The 20,706-nt window shown below is 61.1% G+C and carries 23 protein-coding genes; 7 read left to right on the forward strand and 16 right to left on the reverse strand.

Annotated features, from left to right (window positions below):
* Position 1: 1 nt before the first annotated feature.
* The 5 genes from folK (at position 2) to BN1135_RS18275 (ending at position 4,290) form a co-directional block, all read left to right on the forward strand.
* Positions 2–511 (forward strand): 2-amino-4-hydroxy-6-hydroxymethyldihydropteridine diphosphokinase, encoded by a 510-nt coding sequence (gene folK, locus BN1135_RS18255; protein ID WP_042023563.1) that lies wholly within the window; start codon positions 2–4, stop codon positions 509–511.
* Complete coding sequence (panB, locus tag BN1135_RS18260) at positions 508–1,302, forward strand: 3-methyl-2-oxobutanoate hydroxymethyltransferase (RefSeq protein ID WP_042023565.1); 795 nt, start codon at positions 508–510, stop codon at positions 1,300–1,302. The genes folK and panB overlap by 4 nt, the downstream gene beginning before the upstream one ends.
* 231 nt (positions 1,303–1,533) lie before the next feature.
* Positions 1,534–2,391, forward strand: coding sequence for a pantoate--beta-alanine ligase (gene panC, locus BN1135_RS18265; protein WP_042023567.1), 858 nt, complete (start codon positions 1,534–1,536; stop codon positions 2,389–2,391).
* 24 nt (positions 2,392–2,415) lie between these two features.
* Positions 2,416–2,766 carry a putative quinol monooxygenase gene (locus BN1135_RS18270; RefSeq protein ID WP_042023570.1) on the forward strand — a complete coding sequence of 117 codons (351 nt, stop codon included), beginning with the start codon at positions 2,416–2,418 and terminating at the stop codon, positions 2,764–2,766.
* 144 nt (positions 2,767–2,910) lie between these two features.
* Complete coding sequence (locus BN1135_RS18275; RefSeq protein WP_042023576.1) at positions 2,911–4,290, forward strand: cation:dicarboxylate symporter family transporter; 1,380 nt, start codon at positions 2,911–2,913, stop codon at positions 4,288–4,290.
* An 82-nt stretch (positions 4,291–4,372) separates the two neighbouring features.
* Here the strand turns inward: BN1135_RS18275 and BN1135_RS18280 are convergent, their stop codons facing one another.
* The 12 genes from BN1135_RS18280 to hpt form a co-directional block, all read right to left on the reverse strand.
* Positions 4,373–4,900 (reverse strand): rhodanese-like domain-containing protein, encoded by a 528-nt coding sequence (locus BN1135_RS18280; RefSeq protein WP_033134998.1) that lies wholly within the window; start codon positions 4,898–4,900, stop codon positions 4,373–4,375.
* Between the two features lie 4 nt (positions 4,901–4,904).
* Positions 4,905–5,324 (reverse strand): MauE/DoxX family redox-associated membrane protein, encoded by a 420-nt coding sequence (locus BN1135_RS18285; protein WP_042023580.1) that lies wholly within the window; start codon positions 5,322–5,324, stop codon positions 4,905–4,907.
* 149 nt (positions 5,325–5,473) lie between these two features.
* The gene (gene melA, locus BN1135_RS18290) at positions 5,474–6,835 is read right to left on the reverse strand and encodes an alpha-galactosidase (RefSeq protein WP_042023583.1); all 1,362 of its coding nucleotides are present in this window, start codon (positions 6,833–6,835) and stop codon (positions 5,474–5,476) included.
* Between the two features lie 9 nt (positions 6,836–6,844).
* Complete coding sequence (locus BN1135_RS18295; protein WP_042023586.1) at positions 6,845–7,828, reverse strand: ABC transporter permease; 984 nt, start codon at positions 7,826–7,828, stop codon at positions 6,845–6,847.
* The gene (locus BN1135_RS18300) at positions 7,825–8,583 is read right to left on the reverse strand and encodes an ATP-binding cassette domain-containing protein (protein ID WP_042023589.1); all 759 of its coding nucleotides are present in this window, start codon (positions 8,581–8,583) and stop codon (positions 7,825–7,827) included. The genes BN1135_RS18295 and BN1135_RS18300 overlap by 4 nt, the downstream gene beginning before the upstream one ends.
* Positions 8,584–9,594 carry a sugar ABC transporter substrate-binding protein gene (locus BN1135_RS18305; RefSeq protein ID WP_042023591.1) on the reverse strand — a complete coding sequence of 337 codons (1,011 nt, stop codon included), beginning with the start codon at positions 9,592–9,594 and terminating at the stop codon, positions 8,584–8,586.
* A 134-nt stretch (positions 9,595–9,728) separates the two neighbouring features.
* Positions 9,729–9,986: a putative Se/S carrier protein gene (locus tag BN1135_RS18310; RefSeq protein WP_042023593.1), complete on the reverse strand. Its 258-nt coding sequence runs from the start codon at positions 9,984–9,986 to the stop codon at positions 9,729–9,731.
* Positions 9,983–10,765, reverse strand: coding sequence for an acyl-CoA dehydratase activase (locus tag BN1135_RS18315; protein ID WP_042023595.1), 783 nt, complete (start codon positions 10,763–10,765; stop codon positions 9,983–9,985). Before BN1135_RS18315 ends, BN1135_RS18310 begins: the two co-directional genes overlap by 4 nt.
* A 9-nt stretch (positions 10,766–10,774) precedes the next feature.
* Positions 10,775–11,926 (reverse strand): double-cubane-cluster-containing anaerobic reductase, encoded by a 1,152-nt coding sequence (locus tag BN1135_RS18320; protein WP_042023598.1) that lies wholly within the window; start codon positions 11,924–11,926, stop codon positions 10,775–10,777.
* Between the two features lie 467 nt (positions 11,927–12,393).
* Positions 12,394–13,167 (reverse strand): ABC transporter permease, encoded by a 774-nt coding sequence (locus BN1135_RS18325; RefSeq protein ID WP_042023600.1) that lies wholly within the window; start codon positions 13,165–13,167, stop codon positions 12,394–12,396.
* Positions 13,164–14,081 (reverse strand): ABC transporter ATP-binding protein, encoded by a 918-nt coding sequence (locus BN1135_RS18330; RefSeq protein WP_042023602.1) that lies wholly within the window; start codon positions 14,079–14,081, stop codon positions 13,164–13,166. Before BN1135_RS18330 ends, BN1135_RS18325 begins: the two co-directional genes overlap by 4 nt.
* A 111-nt stretch (positions 14,082–14,192) precedes the next feature.
* Positions 14,193–14,723, reverse strand: coding sequence for a hypoxanthine phosphoribosyltransferase (gene hpt / locus BN1135_RS18335; protein WP_042023605.1), 531 nt, complete (start codon positions 14,721–14,723; stop codon positions 14,193–14,195).
* Between the two features lie 201 nt (positions 14,724–14,924).
* Between hpt and BN1135_RS18340 the strand changes: the two genes are divergently transcribed.
* A complete protein-coding gene (locus tag BN1135_RS18340; protein ID WP_042023607.1) occupies positions 14,925–15,539 on the forward strand; it encodes a TetR/AcrR family transcriptional regulator in 615 nt (204 codons plus the stop codon).
* 72 nt (positions 15,540–15,611) lie between these two features.
* Here the strand turns inward: BN1135_RS18340 and BN1135_RS18345 are convergent, their stop codons facing one another.
* Together BN1135_RS18345 and mpl are read right to left on the reverse strand one after the other, a co-directional pair.
* Complete coding sequence (locus BN1135_RS18345; protein ID WP_042023609.1) at positions 15,612–16,223, reverse strand: flavin prenyltransferase UbiX; 612 nt, start codon at positions 16,221–16,223, stop codon at positions 15,612–15,614.
* Positions 16,220–17,590 carry a UDP-N-acetylmuramate:L-alanyl-gamma-D-glutamyl-meso-diaminopimelate ligase gene (gene mpl / locus BN1135_RS18350; protein ID WP_042023612.1) on the reverse strand — a complete coding sequence of 457 codons (1,371 nt, stop codon included), beginning with the start codon at positions 17,588–17,590 and terminating at the stop codon, positions 16,220–16,222. The genes BN1135_RS18345 and mpl overlap by 4 nt, the downstream gene beginning before the upstream one ends.
* 200 nt (positions 17,591–17,790) lie before the next feature.
* Here mpl and BN1135_RS18355 point away from each other — a divergent pair, with 200 nt between their 5' ends.
* Complete coding sequence (locus BN1135_RS18355; protein ID WP_042023615.1) at positions 17,791–18,492, forward strand: phosphatase PAP2 family protein; 702 nt, start codon at positions 17,791–17,793, stop codon at positions 18,490–18,492.
* 70 nt (positions 18,493–18,562) lie between these two features.
* On the opposite strand, the gene galE is transcribed toward BN1135_RS18355, so the two are convergent.
* Positions 18,563–19,576, reverse strand: coding sequence for a UDP-glucose 4-epimerase GalE (gene galE, locus BN1135_RS18360; RefSeq protein WP_042023617.1), 1,014 nt, complete (start codon positions 19,574–19,576; stop codon positions 18,563–18,565).
* Positions 19,577–19,670: 94 nt separating this feature from the next.
* Complete coding sequence (locus BN1135_RS18365) at positions 19,671–20,660, reverse strand: FAD-binding oxidoreductase (RefSeq protein WP_042023619.1); 990 nt, start codon at positions 20,658–20,660, stop codon at positions 19,671–19,673.
* Positions 20,661–20,706: the final 46 nt, after the last annotated feature.

The raw sequence follows: 20,706 nt of genomic DNA on the forward strand, positions 1-20,706 counted from the left end.
GATGACCGAGGTCTTCATCGCCATTGGTTCCAACCTGTCTGACCCGCTGGGTCAGGCTCGTCGCGCCGTTGCCGCCCTGGCAAGGTTGCCGGAATCTGTGCTGGTGCAGGCCTCGTCGTTTTACAGCAGCCGCCCCATGGGGCCTGCTGACCAACCGGACTACGTCAATGCCGTAGCCCGGCTCAATACCCGGCTCGCGCCACTTGCGCTGCTGGATCAATTACAAAAAATCGAGCTGGAACAGGGACGTGTGCGCAAAGATGAGCGGTGGGGACCCAGAACCCTGGATCTCGATCTGCTGCTCTATGGGGATCAGGTGATCAACCATGAGCGCCTGATCGTACCCCACTACGGCATGAAGGAGCGGGAGTTCGTGCTGTTGCCCCTTGCCGAAATTGCGCCTGCTCTGGTGCTGCCCTGCGGCACCCCGCTCGCCCGACTGGTTGCCCGCTGCCCGCACAATGATTTGGCCATCATTGCGCCGAGTGCAGATCTACAGGAGCCTCTATGAGCAAGATCACCACCGCCAGCCTGCTGAAGATGAAGCAGGAAGGTCAAAAGTTCACCGCCATCACCGCCTATGATGCCACTTTTGCCAAGCTGTTCGACGACGAAGGGGCCCACGTGCTGCTCATCGGCGATTCGCTGGGCATGGTGCTGCAAGGGGGTCAGGATACCCTGGCGGTCAACATGGATGAGATGGTCTATCACACCCGCTGTGTGGCGCGCGGTGCCAGCAAGGCGCTGGTCATCGCCGACATGCCGTTCATGAGCTACGCCACCCCTGAGCAGACTTACCTGAACGCCGCCCGCCTGATGGCTGCCGGTGCCCGCATGGTGAAGCTGGAAGGGGGCGACTGGCTCTGCGACTCCATCCGCCACCTCACCCGCAACGGGGTGCCGGTGTGCGGTCACCTCGGCCTCACCCCGCAATCCGTCCATGTCTTTGGCGGCTTCAAGGTGCAGGGGCGCGACGAGTTTCAGGCCCAGGAGATCTACCGTCAGGCCCTCGAACTGCAAGCGGCCGGTATCCAGCTGCTGGTGCTCGAGTGTGTGCCCACGGCGCTGGCCGAGCGCATCACCAAGGCGCTGCGCATCCCGGTGATCGGCATAGGTGCCGGCCCCGCGACCGACGGCCAGATCCTGGTGATGCACGATGCCTTTGGCGTCACCTCCGGTTATGTGCCCAAGTTCACCAAGAACTTCCTGGCCGAGACCGGCGATGTGCGTGCCGCCATCCGCCTCTATGTCCAGCAGGTGAGCGAGGGGAGCTTCCCCGGCCCTGAACACTGTTTTAACTGATCCGGTTCGGTATTCTGATGGGGGCATATGCCCCCATTTGCCTTTGTTGGCCAGAGATATTTAATCCGTATCTTGTTAATTCATCTGAGGTTGTGCTTCTGCATAGTTGAATTGCTGATAGTTGAACTATTGGATAGTTGAGCTGCAGATGATGCTGGTGAACAATCCAGTGCCATCCGCTCTGGGTGATGTAATCCGTCTCTTTTTGATTTATCGGAAGGTGAATTGCTGATGTTGGTCGTAAATAATCCCGTCGTTCTGCGTGAGCAGATCAGCCAATGGCGCCGTGAAGGGCGTGCCATCGCATTCGTGCCCACCATGGGCAACCTGCATCAGGGCCACCTGACCCTGGTGAAAGAGGCGCACAGCCACGCCGAGAAGGTGGTGGTCAGCATCTTCGTCAACCCGATGCAATTCGACAAGGTTGAGGATCTCGCCAACTACCCGCGCACCCTGGAGCAGGATTGCGCTGCGCTGGAAGCAGCCGGTGTAGACATGGTGTTCACCCCGACCCCAGAGATCATGTATCCGCAAGGGCTGGCGAGCCAGACCTTCGTCGAGGTGCCGGGCCTCTCCGGCCTGCTGGAAGGGGCGCTGCGTCCCGGTCACTTCCGTGGGGTCAGCACCGTGGTTACCAAGCTGTTCAATCTGGTGCAGCCGGATGTGGCCTGCTTCGGTCAGAAGGATTACCAGCAGCTGGCACTGATTCGCAAGATGGTGGCCGACATGGCGATGCCCATCGAGATTGTCGGCGTGCCCACTGTACGAGCCGAAGACGGGCTGGCGCTCTCTTCGCGCAACGGTTACCTGACTGCCGCCGAGCGGGCGCTGGCCCCCGAGCTGGCACGCACCATGAACTGGATCGCCGGGCAGATTGAAGCGGGTGACCACCACCTGCCGTCGCTGGTGGCGCAGGCCAGTCAGCGTCTCGACAACGCCGGTTTCCGTACCGATGCCATCGACATCGTCGATGCCGCCACCCTCGAATCCGCCACTGACGAGAGCGTGCAGCTGGTGATCCTGATGGCTGCTTATCTGGGCAAGGCCCGCCTTATCGACAATCAAGTGGTCACGCTGCAACAAGCCTGAACCCGCCACAACCAGGAGGACCCCATGTCCAAGAAGGTTTATTGCATTGCCCAATTCCTGCCCAAACCCGGTCAGGAGCAAGCCCTGTTTCAGGTGCTGCAGGCGCTCGAGCCCAATACCTTGCGTGAGGATGGTTGCCTGCAATATCGGGTGACCCGCCACATCGCCAGCCCGTTTGCCGAGGGGGAGAGCTTCCCCATCGTGTTCAACGAGATTTGGCAAGATATGGCGGCTTTCGAAGCCCACTGCCAGCGCGCCGAGATCACCGCGTTCTTCGAGCGTTACTGCCTGGCGGAAGATGGTTTGGCCGCCAAGTGGAACGTCTGCGTCTATAGCGACGAATCCGAGCAGTACGACGCCCCCGTAAAGAAGTAATTCCCCCGATTGCCAGCGGACGACCCCTCGGGCGTCCGCTGTTTTTTCGCGCCTGCAATCCGGCGTCCTCCCCCGCGACCCCGCTCGCACCCGCTGTTTTCTCTCTCCACAATCGGCCCTGATGGCCGCTACAGGTGTTTATTTATGTTTACCTTGTTTGCTTCATTGCTCTTCTGTCTGCTCTGTTTCGCCCTGACCCGGCTGCCCGCCACTGCGCCGCTGTCGCGCAAGGTGCTCGCCGGTCTGCTGCTGGGAGGGCTGTTTGGTCTCGGTCTGCAACTGGGGTGGGGCGCCGATGATGCCGGTGTCCAGCAGACGCTGGAGTGGGTCAATATCGTCGGCGGCGGCTATGTCAGCCTGCTCAAGGTGGTGATGATGCCGCTGGTGTTCACCTCCATCCTCTCCGCCATCAACAAGCTGGAGCAGGCCCAGTCCCTTGGCAAGATTAGTGTCGTGCTGATCGGCTCCATGCTGACCCTGGTGATGATCGCCGGTGTGGTGGGGATGACCATTACCCACCTGAGCGGCCTTACCGCCACCGGGCTGTTGAGCCACGGCAGCGACAGCGCCGCCCTGCAACTGAGCATGAGCACCATCGACAGTGCCCAGACGTTGCCTGCCCTGCTGCTCTCGCTGGTGCCCACCAACTTTGCCGCCGATATGGCGGGTAGCCGCGGCCTCTCGGTGATCGGGGTGGTGATCTTCACCGTGCTGGCGGGGGTTGCTCTGCTGCAGATGAAGGCGGAGCACCCGGAGGCGGGGGCTCGCGCCGCCGTCGCCATCGATACCCTGCAACTGTGGGTGATGAAGATGGTGCGGGTGGTGATTGCGCTCACCCCCTATGGCGTGATGGCGCTGATCGCCCGGGTGGTGGCTCACTATCCCCTGAGCGAGATCCTCAGTCTGCTCGGTTTTATTCTGGTCTGCTATGTCGCCATTCTGGCGATGTTCGCGGTGCACATGGTGATCCTGCTGCTGATCGGCCAGAACCCGCTGCACTATTTGCGGGAAGTGTGGGGCGTGCTCACCTTCGCTTTTGTCTCCCGCAGCAGCGCGGCCTCCATCCCCCTCAGCATCGAGACCCAGCAGCGCCTTGGGGTGCCCGCCAGCATCGCCAACTTCGCCGCCTCGTTCGGTGCCAATCTGGGTCAGAATGGCTGCGCCGGTATCTACCCGGCCATGATGGTGGCGATGATCGCCCCCATGCTCGGCATCAACCCGTTTGATCCCCTGTTCCTGCTCACCCTGCTGCCGGTCATCGCACTCGGCTCCATCGGGGTTGCAGGGGTGGGCGGCGGTGGCACCTTCGCCGCGCTGATCGTGCTCTCCACCCTCAACTTCCCCATCGCGCTGGTGGGGGTGATGATCGCCATCGAGCCGCTGGTGGACATGGGCCGTACCACCCTCAACGTCAACGGCTCCATCATGGCGGCGATGATCACCAAGCGGTTGTTGGGCAAACAGCAGCTGGCCCAAGTGCAGAGTCAGGAGCAGGCACTGGAGCAGCCACAGGCCGCCAGCTAACCCTGAGTGCCACGCAATATGAAAGAAGCCCGCAGTTGCGGGCTTCTTTATGTCGGCTGTGTTGCCTTGTGGGCAGACGCGGTTACTCGGCAGAGACGGGGTAACCGGCCCCTTTCCATGCGAAGATACCGCCCGGTACCCGATAGACCTGCTGATAGCCCTGAGTCACCGCCCAGGCGGCGGCATTGTGGCTGCGGCCGCACTTGACGAAGCCGCAGTAGATCACCACCGGACGGGACTTGTCTTCACCCAGCAGCGCCTGGAACTGCTCCGGGGTGCCGCTCCCCTCGATGATCTCGCTCCAGTTGTCGCCGGACTTGGCCTCCTTCACGAAGACGAAGTTCTTGGCGCCCGGGATGTGCTCTTTCTTGTAGGAGTCCTCATAGGGCATGGTGTCGATGATCACCAGCTCCTCACCCTTATCCATCCGGGTCTTCAGCTCGGCCACGGTCAGCAGCTGATAGCCCCCCTGCTGCGTCTCTTGCGCCAGCTGCACCGCCGACTGCTCCAGCTTCACCTCCTGCTCGAACTGGTTGTCGCCACAGCCACCGAGGGCAAAGCTGGCGGCGATCAGCGAGGCCAGCAGGGTGCGGGATCGCAATGTCATCATGTCACTACTCCTTTAGAACGGGAAAAACAGGGCGGGAGGGTCGCAGCAGGGCGCCCGCAAGCGTCAGTAGCAGCAGATCCCGCACAATGGCTTGTGGCAGCGAGCTGAGATCAGCCTTGCCAAGACAGCCGCAAGAGATGTCGAGCCCAATGGCAATGCCATAGCCCAACACCGGAATAAACAGGGCGAGCAGCCCGATCACCAGCCACAGTCCCCAGCGCCGGTTGGCGATGACCGCGAGTCCGGCGCAGAGCTCAAGGGCGATCAGCCCCCAAGCGACGAATGGGATCAGTGACGGCCAGATCAGCCCGAAGGCCGCGATCTGTTCGACAAACAGGGCGGGGGAAACCAGCTTGAACCCGGCCGAGGCGACGAAGAAGCCACCCAGTGCCAGCTTGGCCAGTATGCGCAGCAATGCAGGCATCATCTACCTCTTTATAGAGAGAGATAAATTCTAACCATTACCGATTGAGCCGCAATGGCTAAACCCATTGCGAGCAAGATAAATCTCGATTTTGCGGGGAAAAGGGTCGGTACTGGGCATGAACGCCGCAGTCCCGACCCTTATTGCAATCAGGCAAACTGGGGTAGCCACTGGCGCTGGGCGGCGTACATCTCGTCGAACATCTGCTGAATCTGCTCCAGGGTGCAGACGGTGGCGGTGACCGGATCGAGGGCCAGCGCGTAGCGGGCGGCATCAAGATCGCCGGTCAGGGCCGCCTGCACGATCAGCTCCTGCACCGCAGTGTTGCTCTTGCACAGGCTGGCGCACTGGGTCGGCAGTCGCCCCATCGCCTGCGGTTGCAGCCCCTTCTCATCGACCCAAATTGGCACTTCCACCACGCAGTCGGTGGGCAGGTTATCCACCAGCAGCCCTTCGGGCTGGCAGTTGGCCAGATTGCCGTTGATGCGGGTGCGCTCGCCGCTCACCATGGCGTGGATCAGCTTGGGCCCGTTGAGCATGTTGGGGGCGATGACGAAGGGTTTCTCCCCCGCCAGCTGGGCGGTGATCTCCGCTTTGCCAGCGGCGTGGACCTGCTCTTCAAGCGCCAGCAGATTCCAGCGCTGGGGCAGGAAGTGGTTGATCATCGCCTCGTTCTTGCGGAAATAGGGCAGGTAGTCGCTGCAGTGCCAGTGGTTCTCGGTACACCAGAGGCCGAAGAACTTCAGTACTTCGCAGCGCACGCCGTCTGCCTCGCGGGTTTTCGGATCATTCACCAGCGCCCGGATCCGCGGCTGCATATCCTCGCCATGGATGGCGAAGCGGGTGATCCAGGTCATGTGGTTGATCCCGGCGAACTCGTACTCCACCTCGGCGGGCACATCGTGATACATCAGGCGCTGCCAGCGTTCCGGGGTGGAGGGGTGATCCACCCAGGGGCCGACCCCCAGATAACCGGCCAGTTGGGCGACGGTGTAGCGCACCCCGTAGCAGAGGCCGATGGACTGGATGCCGCTTGCCTCCTTGGCTGCCCAGGTGAGGGGGGCCAGCGGGTTGGCGTAGTTGATAAAGAGGGCGTTCGGGCAGAGCTCCTCCATATCCCGCAGGATTGCCAGCATGGGTGGAATGTGGCGCAGGGCGCGGAAGATGCCGCCCGGTCCCATGGTGTCGCCCACCTCCTGGATCACCCCGAATTTGGCCGGGATCGCCATGTCCAGCTTCCAGGGGGCTAGGCCGCCCACCTGAATGGCGCTGATGACGAAGTCCGCATGGCGAATCGCATCGCGCTGGCTGGTGGTCTGGCTCACCTGCATCGGCAGGCCGGATTGCGCCACCATCATGGTGATGAGACGGTGGCTCTGGGCCAGCACCTCGGGATTGAGATCCATCAACACCAGCTCGGTACCCGCCATGGCGGGGTAGGAAAGCAGAGCCGAGACGATCTGGCGGGTAAACATGACGCTGCCAGCGCCAATAATGGTGATTTTGCTCATGTCAGAACCTTATTTGAAAAAACGGGAACGCCAGCGTCCCTGTTGAAGTTGCAGCATGCTGCCGTGGATCATCAGGGCGGCGAGGATCATCACCCCGTAGACCAGTCGGGTCCAGAAGCCGTCGAGACCGGCGCTGATGATGCCTGCCTCCAGCATGCCGATGATGCAGGCGCCAAACAGGCTGCCCAGCAGAGTGCCTCTGCCCCCCAGTACCGAGGTGCCGCCGATGAAGACGGAGGCAAACACCAGCAGCATGTAACCCTGCCCCTGATTGGGCCACCAGCTGCTCATCTCGACGCTGATCAGCACCCCGACCAGCGCGGCGAGCAGCCCCATCAGCATGAAGAGGCCAAGTCGCATCCGGTTGACCGGCACCCCCATCAGGCGGGCGGCCTCCGGGTTGTCTCCGATGAAGTTGATATTGTCACCCAGCGCGTGATGAGCCAGCAGCAGCCAGAGCAGCAGCGCTGCCAGCAGGCTCCAGAGGGCCTGGGCCGGTAGCCACTCCCACACTCTGCCAGTCAACAGGGTATGGAGCAGGGTGTCGCGGATCTCGGGCAGGCTGAGGGCCAGCCCGTCGGCCAGCACAGTGGTGAGGCCGCCGATAAAGAACTGGGTGCCGATGGTGGCGATGATGGAGGGGATCTGGAACTGCACGATCAGCAGGGCGTTAAGCAGTCCACACAGCAGTCCACCTGCCATCGCCCCCAGCAGTGCCAGCAGCGGCGAGCCGGTGTGCTGGAACAGCCAGGCGAAGATAAATCCCCCCAGCGCGATGACCGCCGGAAAGCTCATGTCGATCTCGCGGGCGATGATCAGCAGAGTCATCCCCAGCGCCAGCAGTATGGTCAGCGGAATGGTCGAGAGCAGGGAGGTGTAGATCCGGCCATGGAAAAAGGTGACCGGACTGATGCTGGTAAACAGCCCCCACAGCAGCAGCAGGATCAGCCCGGTCAGTAAAGGCGCCCGATTGGCGAGCAGGAATTGTCTCATTGGCTGCCCCTTCTGACGGCATCGAGCAACGCCTGTTGCAGGGTCGGGAGGGTCATGTCGGCTTTGTGGTACTGGGCGACGATGGCGCCCCTGTCCATTACCACGAAGCGGTCGGCGACTCGGTAGGCATCGGCCATGTTGTGGGTGATCAGCAGGCAGGCGCGGCCCTGGGCCCGCAGCTGTTCGATAAAGCTGAGTACCTTCTCCACCTCGCCGAGGGAGAGGGCGGTGGTCGGCTCATCGAGGATCACCAGCCGGGCATCGAACAGCATGGCGCGGCCGATGGCCAGCCCCTGCCGCTCGCCGCCGGAGAGCAGGCTGACCGGCGCATCGACGTTGGCACCGATGCCACGAAAATGGAGCACCCGCAGCAGCTCGGCGGCCCGGCGTCGCTCCTCCTGCCGGTAGATAAAGCCCCAGCGATTGCGCAGATGGCGCCCCAGAAAGAGGTTGCGCCAGACGCTCTGCTGCTCGCCAAGGGCGCCGCTCTGATAGACGGTCTCGATGCCGAGTCGACGGGCGGTGGGCACATCGTAGTGATCGCCTGCCACCGTCTGCCCGGCAACGGTCAGGGTGCCGCTGCCGAACGGTTCGGCACCGGCAATGACCCGGATCAGGGTCGACTTGCCCGCGCCGTTGTCGCCAAGCAGGGCCACCACTTCACCCGCCCGTTGCTGGAAATGGATATCCCGCAGGGCCTGCACCGGGCCGAACCATTTGTTCAGCCCGTGCAGCTCGAGGGCCAGTGGCGCCATTTAGCGCAGACCTTTGGCCGCCAGCGGGGCGATGAGCGCGATGTTGTCTTTGGTGACAAAACCGGCCCCGGTGTTGATGTCCAGCCCGGCGAAGCCGTAACGCTCGCTCAGCACCAGCTGGACCACCGAGAGGTAACCCATCAGGTAGGGCTGGCAATCGGCTACCAGTTGCACATAACCGGACTGGATCCCGTCTGCGGTGGCGGGGGAGAGACTGAAACCGGCGACAAACAGCTCACCGGGTTTGACGGCGGCGTTGCGCAGGAAGTTGCCCATCTGGGCGGTCAGGGCACCGTGATCCACCAGCACCATCTTCACGTCGGGGTGGGTTGCCAGATAGGAGGTGACGACCGGGGCACCCAGGGACGGGTCTTTGTCCACTTCTTGCGAGATCTGGATGAAGTCGACCTTCATGCCCGCCTCTTCTAGGGTCTTGATCAGGCCACGGGTGGAGTCGCTGCGCTGGGCGATATCCTTGATGCCCCACACCATGGCGCGGTCACCCTTCTTCAGGCCGCTGCGGCGCAGGGCCTCTTTGGCCAGATTGATGCCGCGGGTGGCGTTGTTGTCGCCTACATAGCCAAAACCGTTGCTCAATTCGTTGGCCATGGTGCCGGAGAGCTCGGTATCCACCGAGGTGACCTTGATCCCCTTGGTGATGGCGTCGGCAATCAGCGGCTGGTAGGCGCTGTCGCCAGGGTGGCCCATCACCACGATGCCTGTGGGCTTGGCGGCCACCGCCTGCTTGAAGTTCTCGATCATTTTCTGGGGTTGCCAGTCGGAGTAGACCAGTCGCAGATCCACCCCCAGATCTTCTGCTGCCTGTTTGGCGCCATTCTGCACCACGGTGACGTAGGATTCGCCGACCGGGCCGCCGAGATCAAACCAGATGGTCATATCCTTGCCGGAGGGGGCGGCACCCACCTGGGAGGCGAGCAGGCAGCCGGACATCAGCAGGCCGGTGAGCCAGCGTTTGGCCCTGTGAGTGTTGCCAGTGTGCGTGTTGTGCATGGTGTTTCTCCTTGTTGTTAATGCAGGCGCGGCGGATCCCGTGCCGTGAGGCACTGGCAATCCGCATAACCGGATAAATGCAGTTGCTGCCACGGTTGGGTGCCGTGCGGTCAAATTTGGTTGATTTTGCAGGTTCAAGCGGCTGGGTAGCGGGCCAGCTCCTGATAGGTGCCGGCCGCTTCGCAGCGAAAGACGGCGGCCGTTTCGCCGCGCTGACACCAGCCCTGCCATTCATCTGGCAGACAGTGCAGGCGAATGGCGAGGCCGCAGCCGGCGCTGAGCTGGCGCGGCACGTCGCAGACCCGAAACGACTGGTCGTGTTGCTCCAGCCGCTTGCGCAGCCTGACCGTGCCGAGGGTGGAGTGGAACAGGTAGAGGAACTCCTGCTTCATGATGTGCCTCCCGTGCTGGCGCGAGCGCCGAACAGGGCGGCCCCCAGTGCACCGGCAAACTGGGCATCCGGATGGGTGGCCACCTCGCAGCCCAACCCTTCGGCCAGATAGTGGCGGAAGGTGGCGCAGTGGCTGACACCGCCGGTAAAGAGCACCGTCGGTCTGGCGCCGAGGCGGCCGATGAAGTTGGCGCTGCGCCTGGCCATGGAGCGGACGATACCGGCCAGGATCGACTCGGCCGGAATGCCCGCCGAGCGCAGGCTGATCGCCTCCGACTCGGCAAACACGGTGCACATACTGCTGATGTCGTGGGGCTCGGCCCCCAGCAGCAGCTCGTCGAGCAGCTCGACCCGTGCACCTAGGGTGCGGGTGATCACCTCGAGAAAGCGGCCGGTACCGGCGGCGCACTTGTCGTTCATCAGAAAGTCGGTGAGGTTGCCGTCGCCATCAAGCTGGATCACCTTGCTGTCTTGGCCGCCGATGTCGATGACGGTGTGTACCGATGGGCAGAGCAGGCGGGCACCCAGCCCGTGACAGGAGATCTCGGTGACCCGGCGATCGGCGAATTGCGCCAGATCCCGGCCATAGCCGGTCAGGGTCAGATGGGGTCGTTGGGGCAGCTCGGCCGACAGTTCGGCCCAGCCTTGCTCGATGGCTGCCAGCGGACGAAAAGGGGTTGGCACCAGAAAGCGGCGGACAATACGCCCGCCGTCCCGGCTATCAAACAGGATCCCTTTGGTCGCAGTGGAGCCCGAGTCAATCCCGATGGAGAGTGACACGGCGACTCCTTACAGCATTTCGATAAAGGCAGCCAGCCGGGTAGCCAGTTGTCCCTTGTCGGCGCTGGAGTAGTCGGTCTCGACCGCCATGTAGGGGATGCCGTGGCGTTCTCGCACGTGGCGCTTGATGGCCTGCGACTCCACCGCATAGGTGTGGCAGGCCTGCAGGATCACGTCGATCACCCCGTCCGCCTGATACTCCTCCACCATCTGGCTCAGCAGTGTCATCCGCTGGTGGTTGGGGGAGATGCAGGAGCAGCCGATGGCCAGATATTTGTCGGTCAGGGCATCGAACGGATCACCCTGTTCGCTGACGCACTGCTCGGTCGCCTTGGCACCGGTGCAGTTCTCGTAGCCCACTACCCAGCCACAGTGTTCCTCAATGAGGCGCACCACCTTGTCGGCTGCGCCGCCGATGGGGCAGCCGGTGATGAGGATGCGCGGGCGGGCGTCGAGCCGCTTGCCCTCGGCATACTCGGCCTTGATGCGGCTGGTCATCTCTTGCAGCTCGGTGATGAGCTGCTCCTTGTCGAAGCGGAAGGTGGCGCCATAGACCACCTTGAGCAGATCGGTGCCGCTCAGCGCCGGGGGATTGAGCTGGCCCAGCCGGTAGAAGTCGGCCAGCGCGCGGCGTTCGCGGTTTTTCAGCACGATCGCCTGGTGCAGAGCCTGATCTGTGATGGGCTGGCCGAACTGCTGCTCCAGCAGATCCTTGAAGCGGACGATCTCGCTGCGCCACAGGGTGCGGGAGGCTTCGTCATCGGCGCGGTTGGGCAACTGCATCACGTGCACCGGTTTGAACTCGGCCATGTACTCGTACATCTTCTTCTTGCCGTCGCAGGTGGTTTCACCCACCACCAGATCGGAGAAGTAGAAGTAGGGACACTTGTCGGTCTTGCCGAACCCGTAGCTGCTCTTGATCAGCGGGCAGAGGTTGCGGGGCAGATCTTTCTCGGCCTCCTCGATGGTCTCGTCGCTGGTGGAGCAGAGCGACACCACCACGGCGCCGGCGGCCATTGCCACTTCCTGCGGCATGAAGGTGCAGTAGGTTCCGACCAAGGGGATCTGTCGCTCCTTGAGTGCCATCACAGCCAGAAAGCCCTGACGACGGGCATCTGAAAAACTCTCGAAAATGGCTGGCAACTCAGTGATCAGTGACATAGGCGATCCTGCCCTGGTGGAAAATGAGAAAAACAGAAAGGCCGTCCGATACGGCCTTTCCAACAGCGAAATTATACATTTGGAGGTAGTGTTAAAAGTGCGCTGGATCACAAGGAGTCAGAATAGTCCTTAATAATGAAGCGGTTATTAGGTGCGGGGATAGCATGTATGGGCAGCACGGGACCTGCGGTCACGGCAGAAAACAAAACAGGCACCTGAGGGTAATGCAAGTCAGTTAAGAGAATTTGAGTCCCAACCCGCGGGGTATAAGGGCTAAAGAGTGAGGGAGGCATGATGCCTCCCTCTTTTTATTGCATGCCAGTCAGGGCAAGGGTTGGTGCCAAATTGACTCTTTAACCGTGGAGGCGTTTTTGATATTCAACATCCAGAATATTTAGTCACAAAAATGCTTAACTGACTGGCATTAGGCACCCGAGGGTGCCTAATGCATTGAACAATTAATCAGCTTAGTGACGCAGTCCGGTGCCCCGGGAGATGAGCCACCAGGCGATGCCGTAGAGGGCCACGATAAAGCCGATGATGATGAGGTAGGCGGTACCGAGCGGCACGTCGGAGATACCGAGGAAGCCGTAACGGAACGCGTTCACCATGTAGATGATGGGGTTCACCTGGGAGACACCCTGCCAGAAGGAGGGCAGCAGGCTGATGGAGTAGAACACTCCGCCCAGATAGGTGAGCGGCGTCAGCACGAAGGTGGGGATGATGCTGATGTCGTCGAAGGTCTTGGCAAACACCGCGTTGATAAGCCCGCCCAGCGAGAACAGGATCGAGGTGAGCAGTACGGTGAAGCAGACGCTGAACAGATGGTGGATCTGCAGCGGCACGAAGAACAGCGACACCAGGGTGACGATGAGGCCGACGCAGAGGCCACGCGCCACGCCACCGCCCACATAACCGGCGATGATGACGTAGTTGGGCACCGGCGCCACCAGCATCTCCTCGATATTGCGCTGGAACTTGGCGCTGAAGAAGGAGGAGGCGACGTTAGAGTAGGAGTTGGTGATCACCGACATCATGATGAGGCCGGGCACGATGAACTCCATGTAGGTGAAGCCACCCATGTCACCGATGCGCGAACCGATCAGGTTGCCGAAGATGACGAAGTAGAGGCTCATGGTGATGGCCGGTGGCACCAGGGTCTGGATCCAGATCCGGGTAAAGCGGCTCACTTCCTTGGCCAGAATGCTCTTGAAAGCGATGTAATAGATGGCCAGATTCATGCTTTTCTCCCCTCTTCGACCAGATTGACGAACAGCTCTTCCAGCCGGTTGGCCTTGTTGCGCATACTCACGACCTGCACCTGCTGGCTCGACAGCTGCTCGAACAGGCTATTGAGTGACTGACTCTTGTCGAGATCCACCTCGAGGGTGCGCTCATCCGGCATGCGGCCGTTGAACTCTGGTACGTCCGGTACGGCAGAACCTGGCGCAAGGTCGAGCAGGAAGGTCTCACGGCCCAACTTGCCCAGCAGGTTTTTCATGCTGGTGTGCTCGATCAGGCGGCCCTTGTCGATGATGCCGATATTGCGGCACAGCATCTCCGCCTCTTCCAGATAGTGGGTGGTGAGGATGATGGTGACCCCCTGCTCGTTGAGCTCCTTGAGGAAGGTCCACATGGAGCGGCGGATCTCGATATCGACCCCGGCGGTGGGTTCGTCGAGGATCAGCAGTTTGGGTTCATGCATCAGGGCGCGGGCGATCATCAGGCGACGCTTCATGCCGCCGGAGAGGGTGCGGGCAGCCATGTTGCGCTTCTCCCACAGATCGAGCTGGCGCAGGTACTTCTCGGCGCGGATCTTCGCTTCCGCCTTGGGCACGCCGTAGAAGCCGGCCTGATGGGTGACAATCTGGATCACCTTCTCGAACTGGCTGAAGTTGAACTCCTGCGGCACCAGCCCGAGCTGGGCCTTGGCCTGTTCCAGATCGCTGTCGATGTCGTAGCCAAACACCTTCACCTTGCCGGCGCTTTTGTTCACCAGCGAACTGATGACGCCGATGGTGGTGGATTTGCCCGCGCCGTTCGGGCCGAGCAGGGCGAAGAAATCCCCCTGCTTGACGGCAAGATCGATGCCTTTAAGGGCTTCGACGCCCCCCTGATAGGTCTTTTTCAGGCCGCTGATTTCCAGTGCGTTCATTACAACCTCTGTGATGGTTGAACCCGGCTCGATACAGAAAGGGCGGCCAAGGCCGCCCGCACAGAGTGCGTGGCACCAGGCCACGTCACCCGCGATATTCCTGAACCTGGCTTACTCCTGGGGTACCACTTTGCCGATAAACGGCAGGTTGCGGTACTTCTGGGCGTAGTCGATGCCACAGCCGACTACGAACTCGTCCGGGATGGCGAAGCCAATCCAGTCTACCGGCACCTGCACTTCGCGACGGGAGGGTTTGTCCAGCAGGGTGCAGATGGCCAGGGATTTTGGCTCGCGCAGGGAGAGGATCTCGCGCACCTTGTTGAGGGTGTAACCGGTGTCGATGATGTCTTCCACGATCACCACATCCTTGCCCTTGATGTCATCGTCCAGGTCTTTCAGGATACGGACGTCACGGGTGCTGTGCATGCCGGAGCCATAGCTGGAGGCGGTCATGAAGTCCATGGTGATAGGCAGTTGGCACTGACGGCTGAGGTCAGCCAGAAATACGCAGGATCCGCGTAGCAGTGCAATCATCACGACTTCGTCGGAACCCTGATAGCGAGCGGTGATCTCTTCACCCAATTTGGCGATCCGGGCGGCTACTTCAGCCTCGGAGATCATCACCTCGACAGTGTGTTTCATCACTTACTCCCATAAGGCCAAAGGGGATTTGGCCGTTCATGAATATCAAAACCGATGATTCTACCACTCATGTTGAAGGGTGCTAGAGATACGTGGTGCTTTTATCGGCTTATTTTAATTGATAGAGTTAGCAGGCACTCAGGCATGATTAGTTAAAATACTATAAACACCATAATCAATAACTATTAGATGATAAAAACTATGGAACCACGCGCAGAAATAAGACGTCGTACCCGGCTCTCGCCGGAAGCTCGTCGCTCCCAATTGATGGAATGTGCCATCGAGGTGTTCTCCCGTCGCGGCATTGGCCGTGCAGGGCACGCCGAGATAGCCGAACAGGCCAAGGTCTCAGTTGCTACCGTATTCAACTATTTCAACACCCGCGAGGAGTTGGTTGATGAGGTGCTGGCCGAGATCGAACGCTTTGTGAACCATATGCTGTCACAGGCATACGATGCCAACGGCTCCATCTTCGACAAGGTCAGGCGTCATGTCAGCCTCTCTGTCGATGCCGCCTACGATCAACCGGATTATGCCGGTATCTGGCTGGAGTGGAGTTCATCGGTTCGGGAAGAGGTATGGCCCCGCTATACCCGGCTGCTCGATCAGTGTCTTGAGCTGATCGCCAGCGAGCTGCAAGCCGCCATGGATGCAGGGGAGATCACCAGCGTGCTGTCGGCACAAGATCTGGCCCGCTCCCTGAGTGGTTTTGGCTATGTGATGATGCAGATGATCAATCAACCCCAGCGCCCTGCGCGCGAAGAGGTGACTGATTTCCTGTTCAAGTACGTGACGGCGCCTATTCAGGCTCGCTAACACGGCTTAACGAAAAAACGGCGCCACTCATTGAGTGGCGCCGTTTTTTTATGGCCGGATTTGGTGGTCACCTCAGTGGTGGCCATAGCCCCAACGGCTGGTCAGCGCATGCTCGACACCCAGATGATCGAGGATGCGGGCGACCATAAAGTCCACCAGATCCTCGATGCTTTTCGGCTCATGATAGAAACCGGGGGCGGCGGGCATGATGGTCACCCCGAGCCGCGCCAGCTTCAGCATGTTCTCCAGATGGATCGCCGAGAAGGGGGTTTCGCGGGGCACTAGAATCAGCTGGCCGCGCTCCTTGATCACCACATCCGCCGCCCGCTCCAGCAGGTTGTCGGAAGTGCCGTTGGCAATGGCCGAGACGGTGCCCATGGAGCAGGGGCAGACCACCATCTGCTTGGGCGCTGCCGAGCCGGAGGCCACCGGCGAGAACCACTCCTCCTTGCCGCAGGCGACGATCTGCCCATCTTTGGCGCCATAGTGACGACAGAGATAGGCAGAGAGATCTTTCGGCGAGCCGGGCCACTCCTGCTGCTGCTCGGTCTTGAGTACCACACGAGCCGCCGAGGAGGCGAGCAGGTAGACCCGATAGTCCGCCTGCACCAGACACTGGAGCAGACGCAGGGCGTAGGGGGCGCCGGAGGCGCCGGTCAGCGCCAGAGTGATCGCGTTGTTCATAGTTCGCCGTGGTAATCTTTGAGGCGGGCGATCAGCTTGTCATGAATGCCGCCAAAGCCGCCATTGCTCATGATCAGAATATGGTCGCCATCGCGGCTCTCGGCCACCAGCCGGTTGATCAGGGGCTCCAGATCGTTGAACACCTTGGCTGGTCGGGTCATGTGAGCTGTCACCTCGCCGAGATCCCAGCCTATATTGGGGGGCTGGAAGAAGAACACCTCGTCGGCGCCATCGAAGCAGCCGGCCAGCTCCTCCTTGTGTACTCCCAGCTTCATGGTGTTGGAGCGTGGCTCCAGCACCGCCAGAATGCGTGACTCACCCACCTTGGCACGCAGGCCGCCGAGGGTGGTTTCGATGGCGGTGGGGTGGTGGGCAAAGTCGTCATAGACGCTGATGCCGGCCACCTCACCCTTGAGCTCCATCCGCCGCTTGGGGGATTTGAACTGGCAGAGCGCCGCGATGCCATGCTCCACCATGACACCGGCATGACGGGCGGCGGCGATGGCCATCAGACCGTTGTTGACGTTGTGCTCGCCGATGCACTCCCAGTGCACCTCGCCCTGTTTCATACCATCCAGCCACACCTCGAAGGCGGAGCCGTCATCGGCCAGCTTGACCGCCTTCCACTTGGCGTCGTCCTGACCCACCAGCTCTACTTCGCTCCAGCAGCCCATCTTGCGCACGGCGGTGAGGTTGTCATCCGCTTGCGGGAACAGCACCCGGCCGTTGCTCGGCACGGTGCGCATCAGGTGGTGGAACTGACGCTGGATGGCGGCAAGATCCGGGAAGATGTCCGCGTGATCGAACTCCAGGTTGTTCATCACCAGGGTGCGCGGGTGGTAGTGGACGAACTTGGAACGCTTGTCGAAGAAGGCGCAGTCATACTCGTCCGCTTCGATCACGAAGAAGGGGGCAGAGCCGAGACGGGCGGAAACCGGGAAGTTGCCTGGCACGCCGCCAATGAGGAAACCGGGTTCCAGCTTGGCGTACTCCAGCACCCAGGCCAGCATGCTGGCGGTGGTGGTCTTGCCGTGGGTGCCGGCGACGGCCAGTACCCAGCGATCCTGCAGCACATGCTCCAGCAGCCACTGGGGGCCGGAGATATAGGGCAGATTGCGGTCCAGCACATATTCAACACAGGGGTTGCCACGGCTCATGGCGTTGCCGATCACCACCAGATCCGGCGCCGGATCGAGTTGGGAGGGGTCATAGCCTTCGGTTAACTCGATGCCTTGTTGCTCGAGCTGGGTACTCATGGGGGGATAGACGTTGGCATCGGAGCCGGTCACCCGGTAACCAAGCTGTTTTGCCAACACCGCCAGACCACCCATAAAGGTGCCGCAGATCCCGAGAATGTGAATATGCATACCGCTTCCTTTCGCAGTAAAGGGAGTGCGCATTCTAGCAAGGTGACAGAAATTTGGCAGACCCAAGGAGATCACTGGCTGGATTTAAGTTCGTTAGCTTTATTTGGAGCTTGATTTCAGCTTAAATCGCCTTAAAATGCCTCGTTTTTGTGATGGCGGTCACGTGTTTCCGGCTGTCGCTCTTTCCGCGGAGAGTCTGTATGGGCAAGTTTTTGCTTTGCTATCTGGTCGGTGGTCTGGTGGCCATCAGTTGGGCTGCGCTGCCCGCTCATGGTCCCTGGGATCAGTGGGACCTCGCGATTTTTCATACCGTCAACGGCTGGCTCGGGCAGTCGGCGCTGTGGGCCGATCTGGTGGCTATCACCAATAATCGGCTGTTCGATCTGGCGGTACTCGCCTGTATGGGGCTGATCCTGGCTCGCTGTTTCTTCGCCCGGGATCTGGCGGGTCGTCGCCAGCTGGTGGCGATGGGCATAGTGATGTTGCTGAGCGCACTGGTGATCAACCAGCTTGGCCACCGATTGCCGGTGGAGCGACCCAGCCCGACCCTGATGGTGGCCGATGCCCTGCGGGTGACTCAGATCAGCGGTATTCCGACCAAGGACTCTTCCGGTGATAGCTTCCCGGGGGATCACGCTCTGTTCCTGATGATCTTCGCCGGCTACGCATTGCGCTATCTGCCGCGCTGGGCGGGAGTCACCGCATTGCTGATGGTGCCGATCTTTTCCGCGCCGCGCATTCTGGCTGGCGCGCACTGGTTTACCGATGTCTATGTCGGCGCGTTGGGGCTGGCGACCCTCTGCCTGCCCTGGCTGCTGTTGACCCCGCTAGCGGATCGGCTGATTGACCGCATAACCCCCCGATTGGTCAGCGTGCCACTGCTGCGTAGCCAGACCAACTGAGTCACTGCCGCAAAATAAAACGCCCCGACATGAAAATGTCGGGGCGTTTTGTTATCAACCCGCTAGATCATCAGCCTTGATAGCCGTTCGGGTTGTTGCTTTGCCAGCGCCAGGTATCGACCATCATCTGCTCCAGACCGCGCTCTGCCTGCCAGCCCAGCTCGGCACGGGCCAGCGTCGGCTCTGCCCAGCACTCGGCGATGTCGCCCGGGCGACGGGGTTTGATCTGGTAGGGAATGGGTCGGCCGCTGGCCGCTTCAAACGCCTTGACCATCTCCAGTACCGAGTAGCCCTGACCTGTGCCCAGGTTGTAGGTGAAGACGCCGGTGTCGCTCTTGATGCGCGCCAGTGCTTTCAGGTGGCCGATGGCCAGATCCACCACATGGATGTAGTCACGCACGCCGGTACCGTCAGGCGTCGGGTAGTCATTACCAAATACCCCCAGCTCCTTGAGCTTGCCGACACCCACCTGGCTGATATAAGGCAGCAGGTTGTTGGGGATACCGTTGGGATCTTCACCAATCAGGCCGCTCTCGTGGGCGCCGACCGGGTTGAAGTAGCGCAGCAACACGATAGCCCAGCGGGGATCGGATTTGGACAGGTCGCGGAGGATCTCCTCCACCATCAACTTGGAGCGACCGTAGGGGTTGGTGGCGCTGGTGGGGAAATCTTCCCGCAGTGGCACCGAAGCGGGATCGCCATAGACGGTGGCCGAGGAGCTGAATACCAGCCGGAAAACCCCGGCCTTGGCCATCTCTTCGCACAGCACCAGCGTGCCGCTGATGTTGTTCTGGTAGTAGGTGAGCGGGATCTGGCTAGACTCCCCGACCGCCTTGAGGCCGGCGAAGTGGATGACCGATTCGATCTGGTGGTTGGCGAACAGCTGCTGCAGGCAGGCTCTGTCCAGCACATCCCCTTCGACGAAGGTGACCGGTTTGCCGGTGATCTGCTCGACCCGCTTGAGTGACTCCGGTGAGGAGTTGGAGAGGTTGTCGAGTACCACGACCTGCTGCCCCGCGCCGAGCAGCTCAACCAGGGTGTGGGAGCCGATATAGCCGGCGCCCCCTGTGACCAGTATTGTCATTTTTTATCCCGTGTTCTGGTGAAACTGGGGCAGAGTCTACCCGTCCTGCCCGCTCGGGAAAAGGTTGAGATGCCAATGAAGCCCTTTGTATACCTCAATAATCGAGGCTGATATCCCCCTTGGCGCAGCAGGAGCAGGCCAGAGCCACGCCGCTCTCCAGATCCTGCGCGCTCAGGGTCATCACGCTCTGGCGCTCGATATCTCCCTCGGTGGAGCACCGGCAGGCGCCACATACGCCGGCGCGACAAGCAGCCATCATGGTTTCCCCCGCCGCTTCCAGCGCCGCCAGCAGGGTCTGGCCCGGCAGGATTTTCACCCTTTTGCCGCTCTTTTTCAGGGTTAACCAGAAGTGGTCGCTGGCGGTAGCGGCGGGCTCTACGGGGGGCAGGCCAAAGGATTCCTGATGCAGCTGCTCTGGTGGCAGCCCGAGTTCTGCCAGCATGGTGCTGATAGCCGCCATATAGGGGGCCGGGCCGCAGAGATAGACATGGCGTTCGCGCAGATCAGGGGCCAGTTCGGCCAACATGGCGGGAGTGAGTCGGCCCACCCAGGGATGAGCCTTCGGCGCCTCTTCCAGTATCAGGGTATGACGCACACCGGCATGAGCCGCAGCCAGCGCAGCCAAGTCATCTGCGAAGATCACATCTGCTGGCGAGCGGGCGCTATGGATAAAGCGGATATCGGCATCCGGCCGTTTGGCGAGCTCGTCTCGCAGCATGGCCCACATGGGGGTTATGCCGGATCCAGCGCTCAAGAGCAGCGGCCGTTCGCAAGGCAGGGTGGTCAGGTTGAAATCGCCAAACGGGCCATCGGCCCGGATGTGATCTCCCACCTGCAAGGTCTGGTGCAGATGGCGGGAGACCCGTCCCACATCCTTGATGGTTACCTGCCAGCACCCGTCCTGCGGGCTGGAGGAGAGGGTATAGGCGCGGCACTCCGGCTGGCCATCAATCTCGGTATGCAGGGTGATACACTGGCCCGCCAGCACGGGAGGGAGGCAGCCAGAAAGCGGCGCTAACTGCCAGCTCACCACGTCGTGGGTGTTCTGTTGGCGGCCAATGCAGGTGAGCGTGAGAGAGGTCATCACAAGGCTCCTTATTTTTGAAACGGTTTGAAAAACGTCTGATGAA

Origin of the sequence: Aeromonas sobria (genome assembly GCF_000820145.1) — a bacterium.
Classification (GTDB): domain Bacteria; phylum Pseudomonadota; class Gammaproteobacteria; order Enterobacterales; family Aeromonadaceae; genus Aeromonas; species Aeromonas sobria.

What these genes read in the sequence shown, in the direction of transcription:
- BN1135_RS18310 (WP_042023593.1), bottom strand. Translation starts at nt 9,986, where the DNA reads ATGAAGCAGGAGTTCCTCTACCTGTTCCACTCCACCCTCGGCACGGTC.
- BN1135_RS18275 (WP_042023576.1), top strand. Translation starts at nt 2,911, where the DNA reads ATGTTTACCTTGTTTGCTTCATTGCTCTTCTGTCTGCTCTGTTTCGCC.
- panC (WP_042023567.1), top strand. Translation starts at nt 1,534, where the DNA reads ATGTTGGTCGTAAATAATCCCGTCGTTCTGCGTGAGCAGATCAGCCAA.
- galE (WP_042023617.1), bottom strand. Translation starts at nt 19,576, where the DNA reads ATGACAATACTGGTCACAGGGGGCGCCGGCTATATCGGCTCCCACACC.
- BN1135_RS18285 (WP_042023580.1), bottom strand. Translation starts at nt 5,324, where the DNA reads ATGCCTGCATTGCTGCGCATACTGGCCAAGCTGGCACTGGGTGGCTTC.
- BN1135_RS18345 (WP_042023609.1), bottom strand. Translation starts at nt 16,223, where the DNA reads ATGAACAACGCGATCACTCTGGCGCTGACCGGCGCCTCCGGCGCCCCC.
- BN1135_RS18365 (WP_042023619.1), bottom strand. Translation starts at nt 20,660, where the DNA reads ATGACCTCTCTCACGCTCACCTGCATTGGCCGCCAACAGAACACCCAC.
- mpl (WP_042023612.1), bottom strand. Translation starts at nt 17,590, where the DNA reads ATGCATATTCACATTCTCGGGATCTGCGGCACCTTTATGGGTGGTCTG.
- BN1135_RS18280 (WP_033134998.1), bottom strand. Translation starts at nt 4,900, where the DNA reads ATGATGACATTGCGATCCCGCACCCTGCTGGCCTCGCTGATCGCCGCC.
- BN1135_RS18330 (WP_042023602.1), bottom strand. Translation starts at nt 14,081, where the DNA reads ATGAACGCACTGGAAATCAGCGGCCTGAAAAAGACCTATCAGGGGGGC.
- panB (WP_042023565.1), top strand. Translation starts at nt 508, where the DNA reads ATGAGCAAGATCACCACCGCCAGCCTGCTGAAGATGAAGCAGGAAGGT.
- folK (WP_042023563.1), top strand. Translation starts at nt 2, where the DNA reads ATGACCGAGGTCTTCATCGCCATTGGTTCCAACCTGTCTGACCCGCTG.
- BN1135_RS18355 (WP_042023615.1), top strand. Translation starts at nt 17,791, where the DNA reads ATGGGCAAGTTTTTGCTTTGCTATCTGGTCGGTGGTCTGGTGGCCATC.
- melA (WP_042023583.1), bottom strand. Translation starts at nt 6,835, where the DNA reads ATGAGCAAAATCACCATTATTGGCGCTGGCAGCGTCATGTTTACCCGC.
- BN1135_RS18320 (WP_042023598.1), bottom strand. Translation starts at nt 11,926, where the DNA reads ATGTCACTGATCACTGAGTTGCCAGCCATTTTCGAGAGTTTTTCAGAT.
- BN1135_RS18340 (WP_042023607.1), top strand. Translation starts at nt 14,925, where the DNA reads ATGGAACCACGCGCAGAAATAAGACGTCGTACCCGGCTCTCGCCGGAA.
- BN1135_RS18295 (WP_042023586.1), bottom strand. Translation starts at nt 7,828, where the DNA reads ATGAGACAATTCCTGCTCGCCAATCGGGCGCCTTTACTGACCGGGCTG.
- BN1135_RS18300 (WP_042023589.1), bottom strand. Translation starts at nt 8,583, where the DNA reads ATGGCGCCACTGGCCCTCGAGCTGCACGGGCTGAACAAATGGTTCGGC.
- BN1135_RS18305 (WP_042023591.1), bottom strand. Translation starts at nt 9,594, where the DNA reads ATGCACAACACGCACACTGGCAACACTCACAGGGCCAAACGCTGGCTC.
- hpt (WP_042023605.1), bottom strand. Translation starts at nt 14,723, where the DNA reads ATGAAACACACTGTCGAGGTGATGATCTCCGAGGCTGAAGTAGCCGCC.
- BN1135_RS18270 (WP_042023570.1), top strand. Translation starts at nt 2,416, where the DNA reads ATGTCCAAGAAGGTTTATTGCATTGCCCAATTCCTGCCCAAACCCGGT.
- BN1135_RS18325 (WP_042023600.1), bottom strand. Translation starts at nt 13,167, where the DNA reads ATGAATCTGGCCATCTATTACATCGCTTTCAAGAGCATTCTGGCCAAG.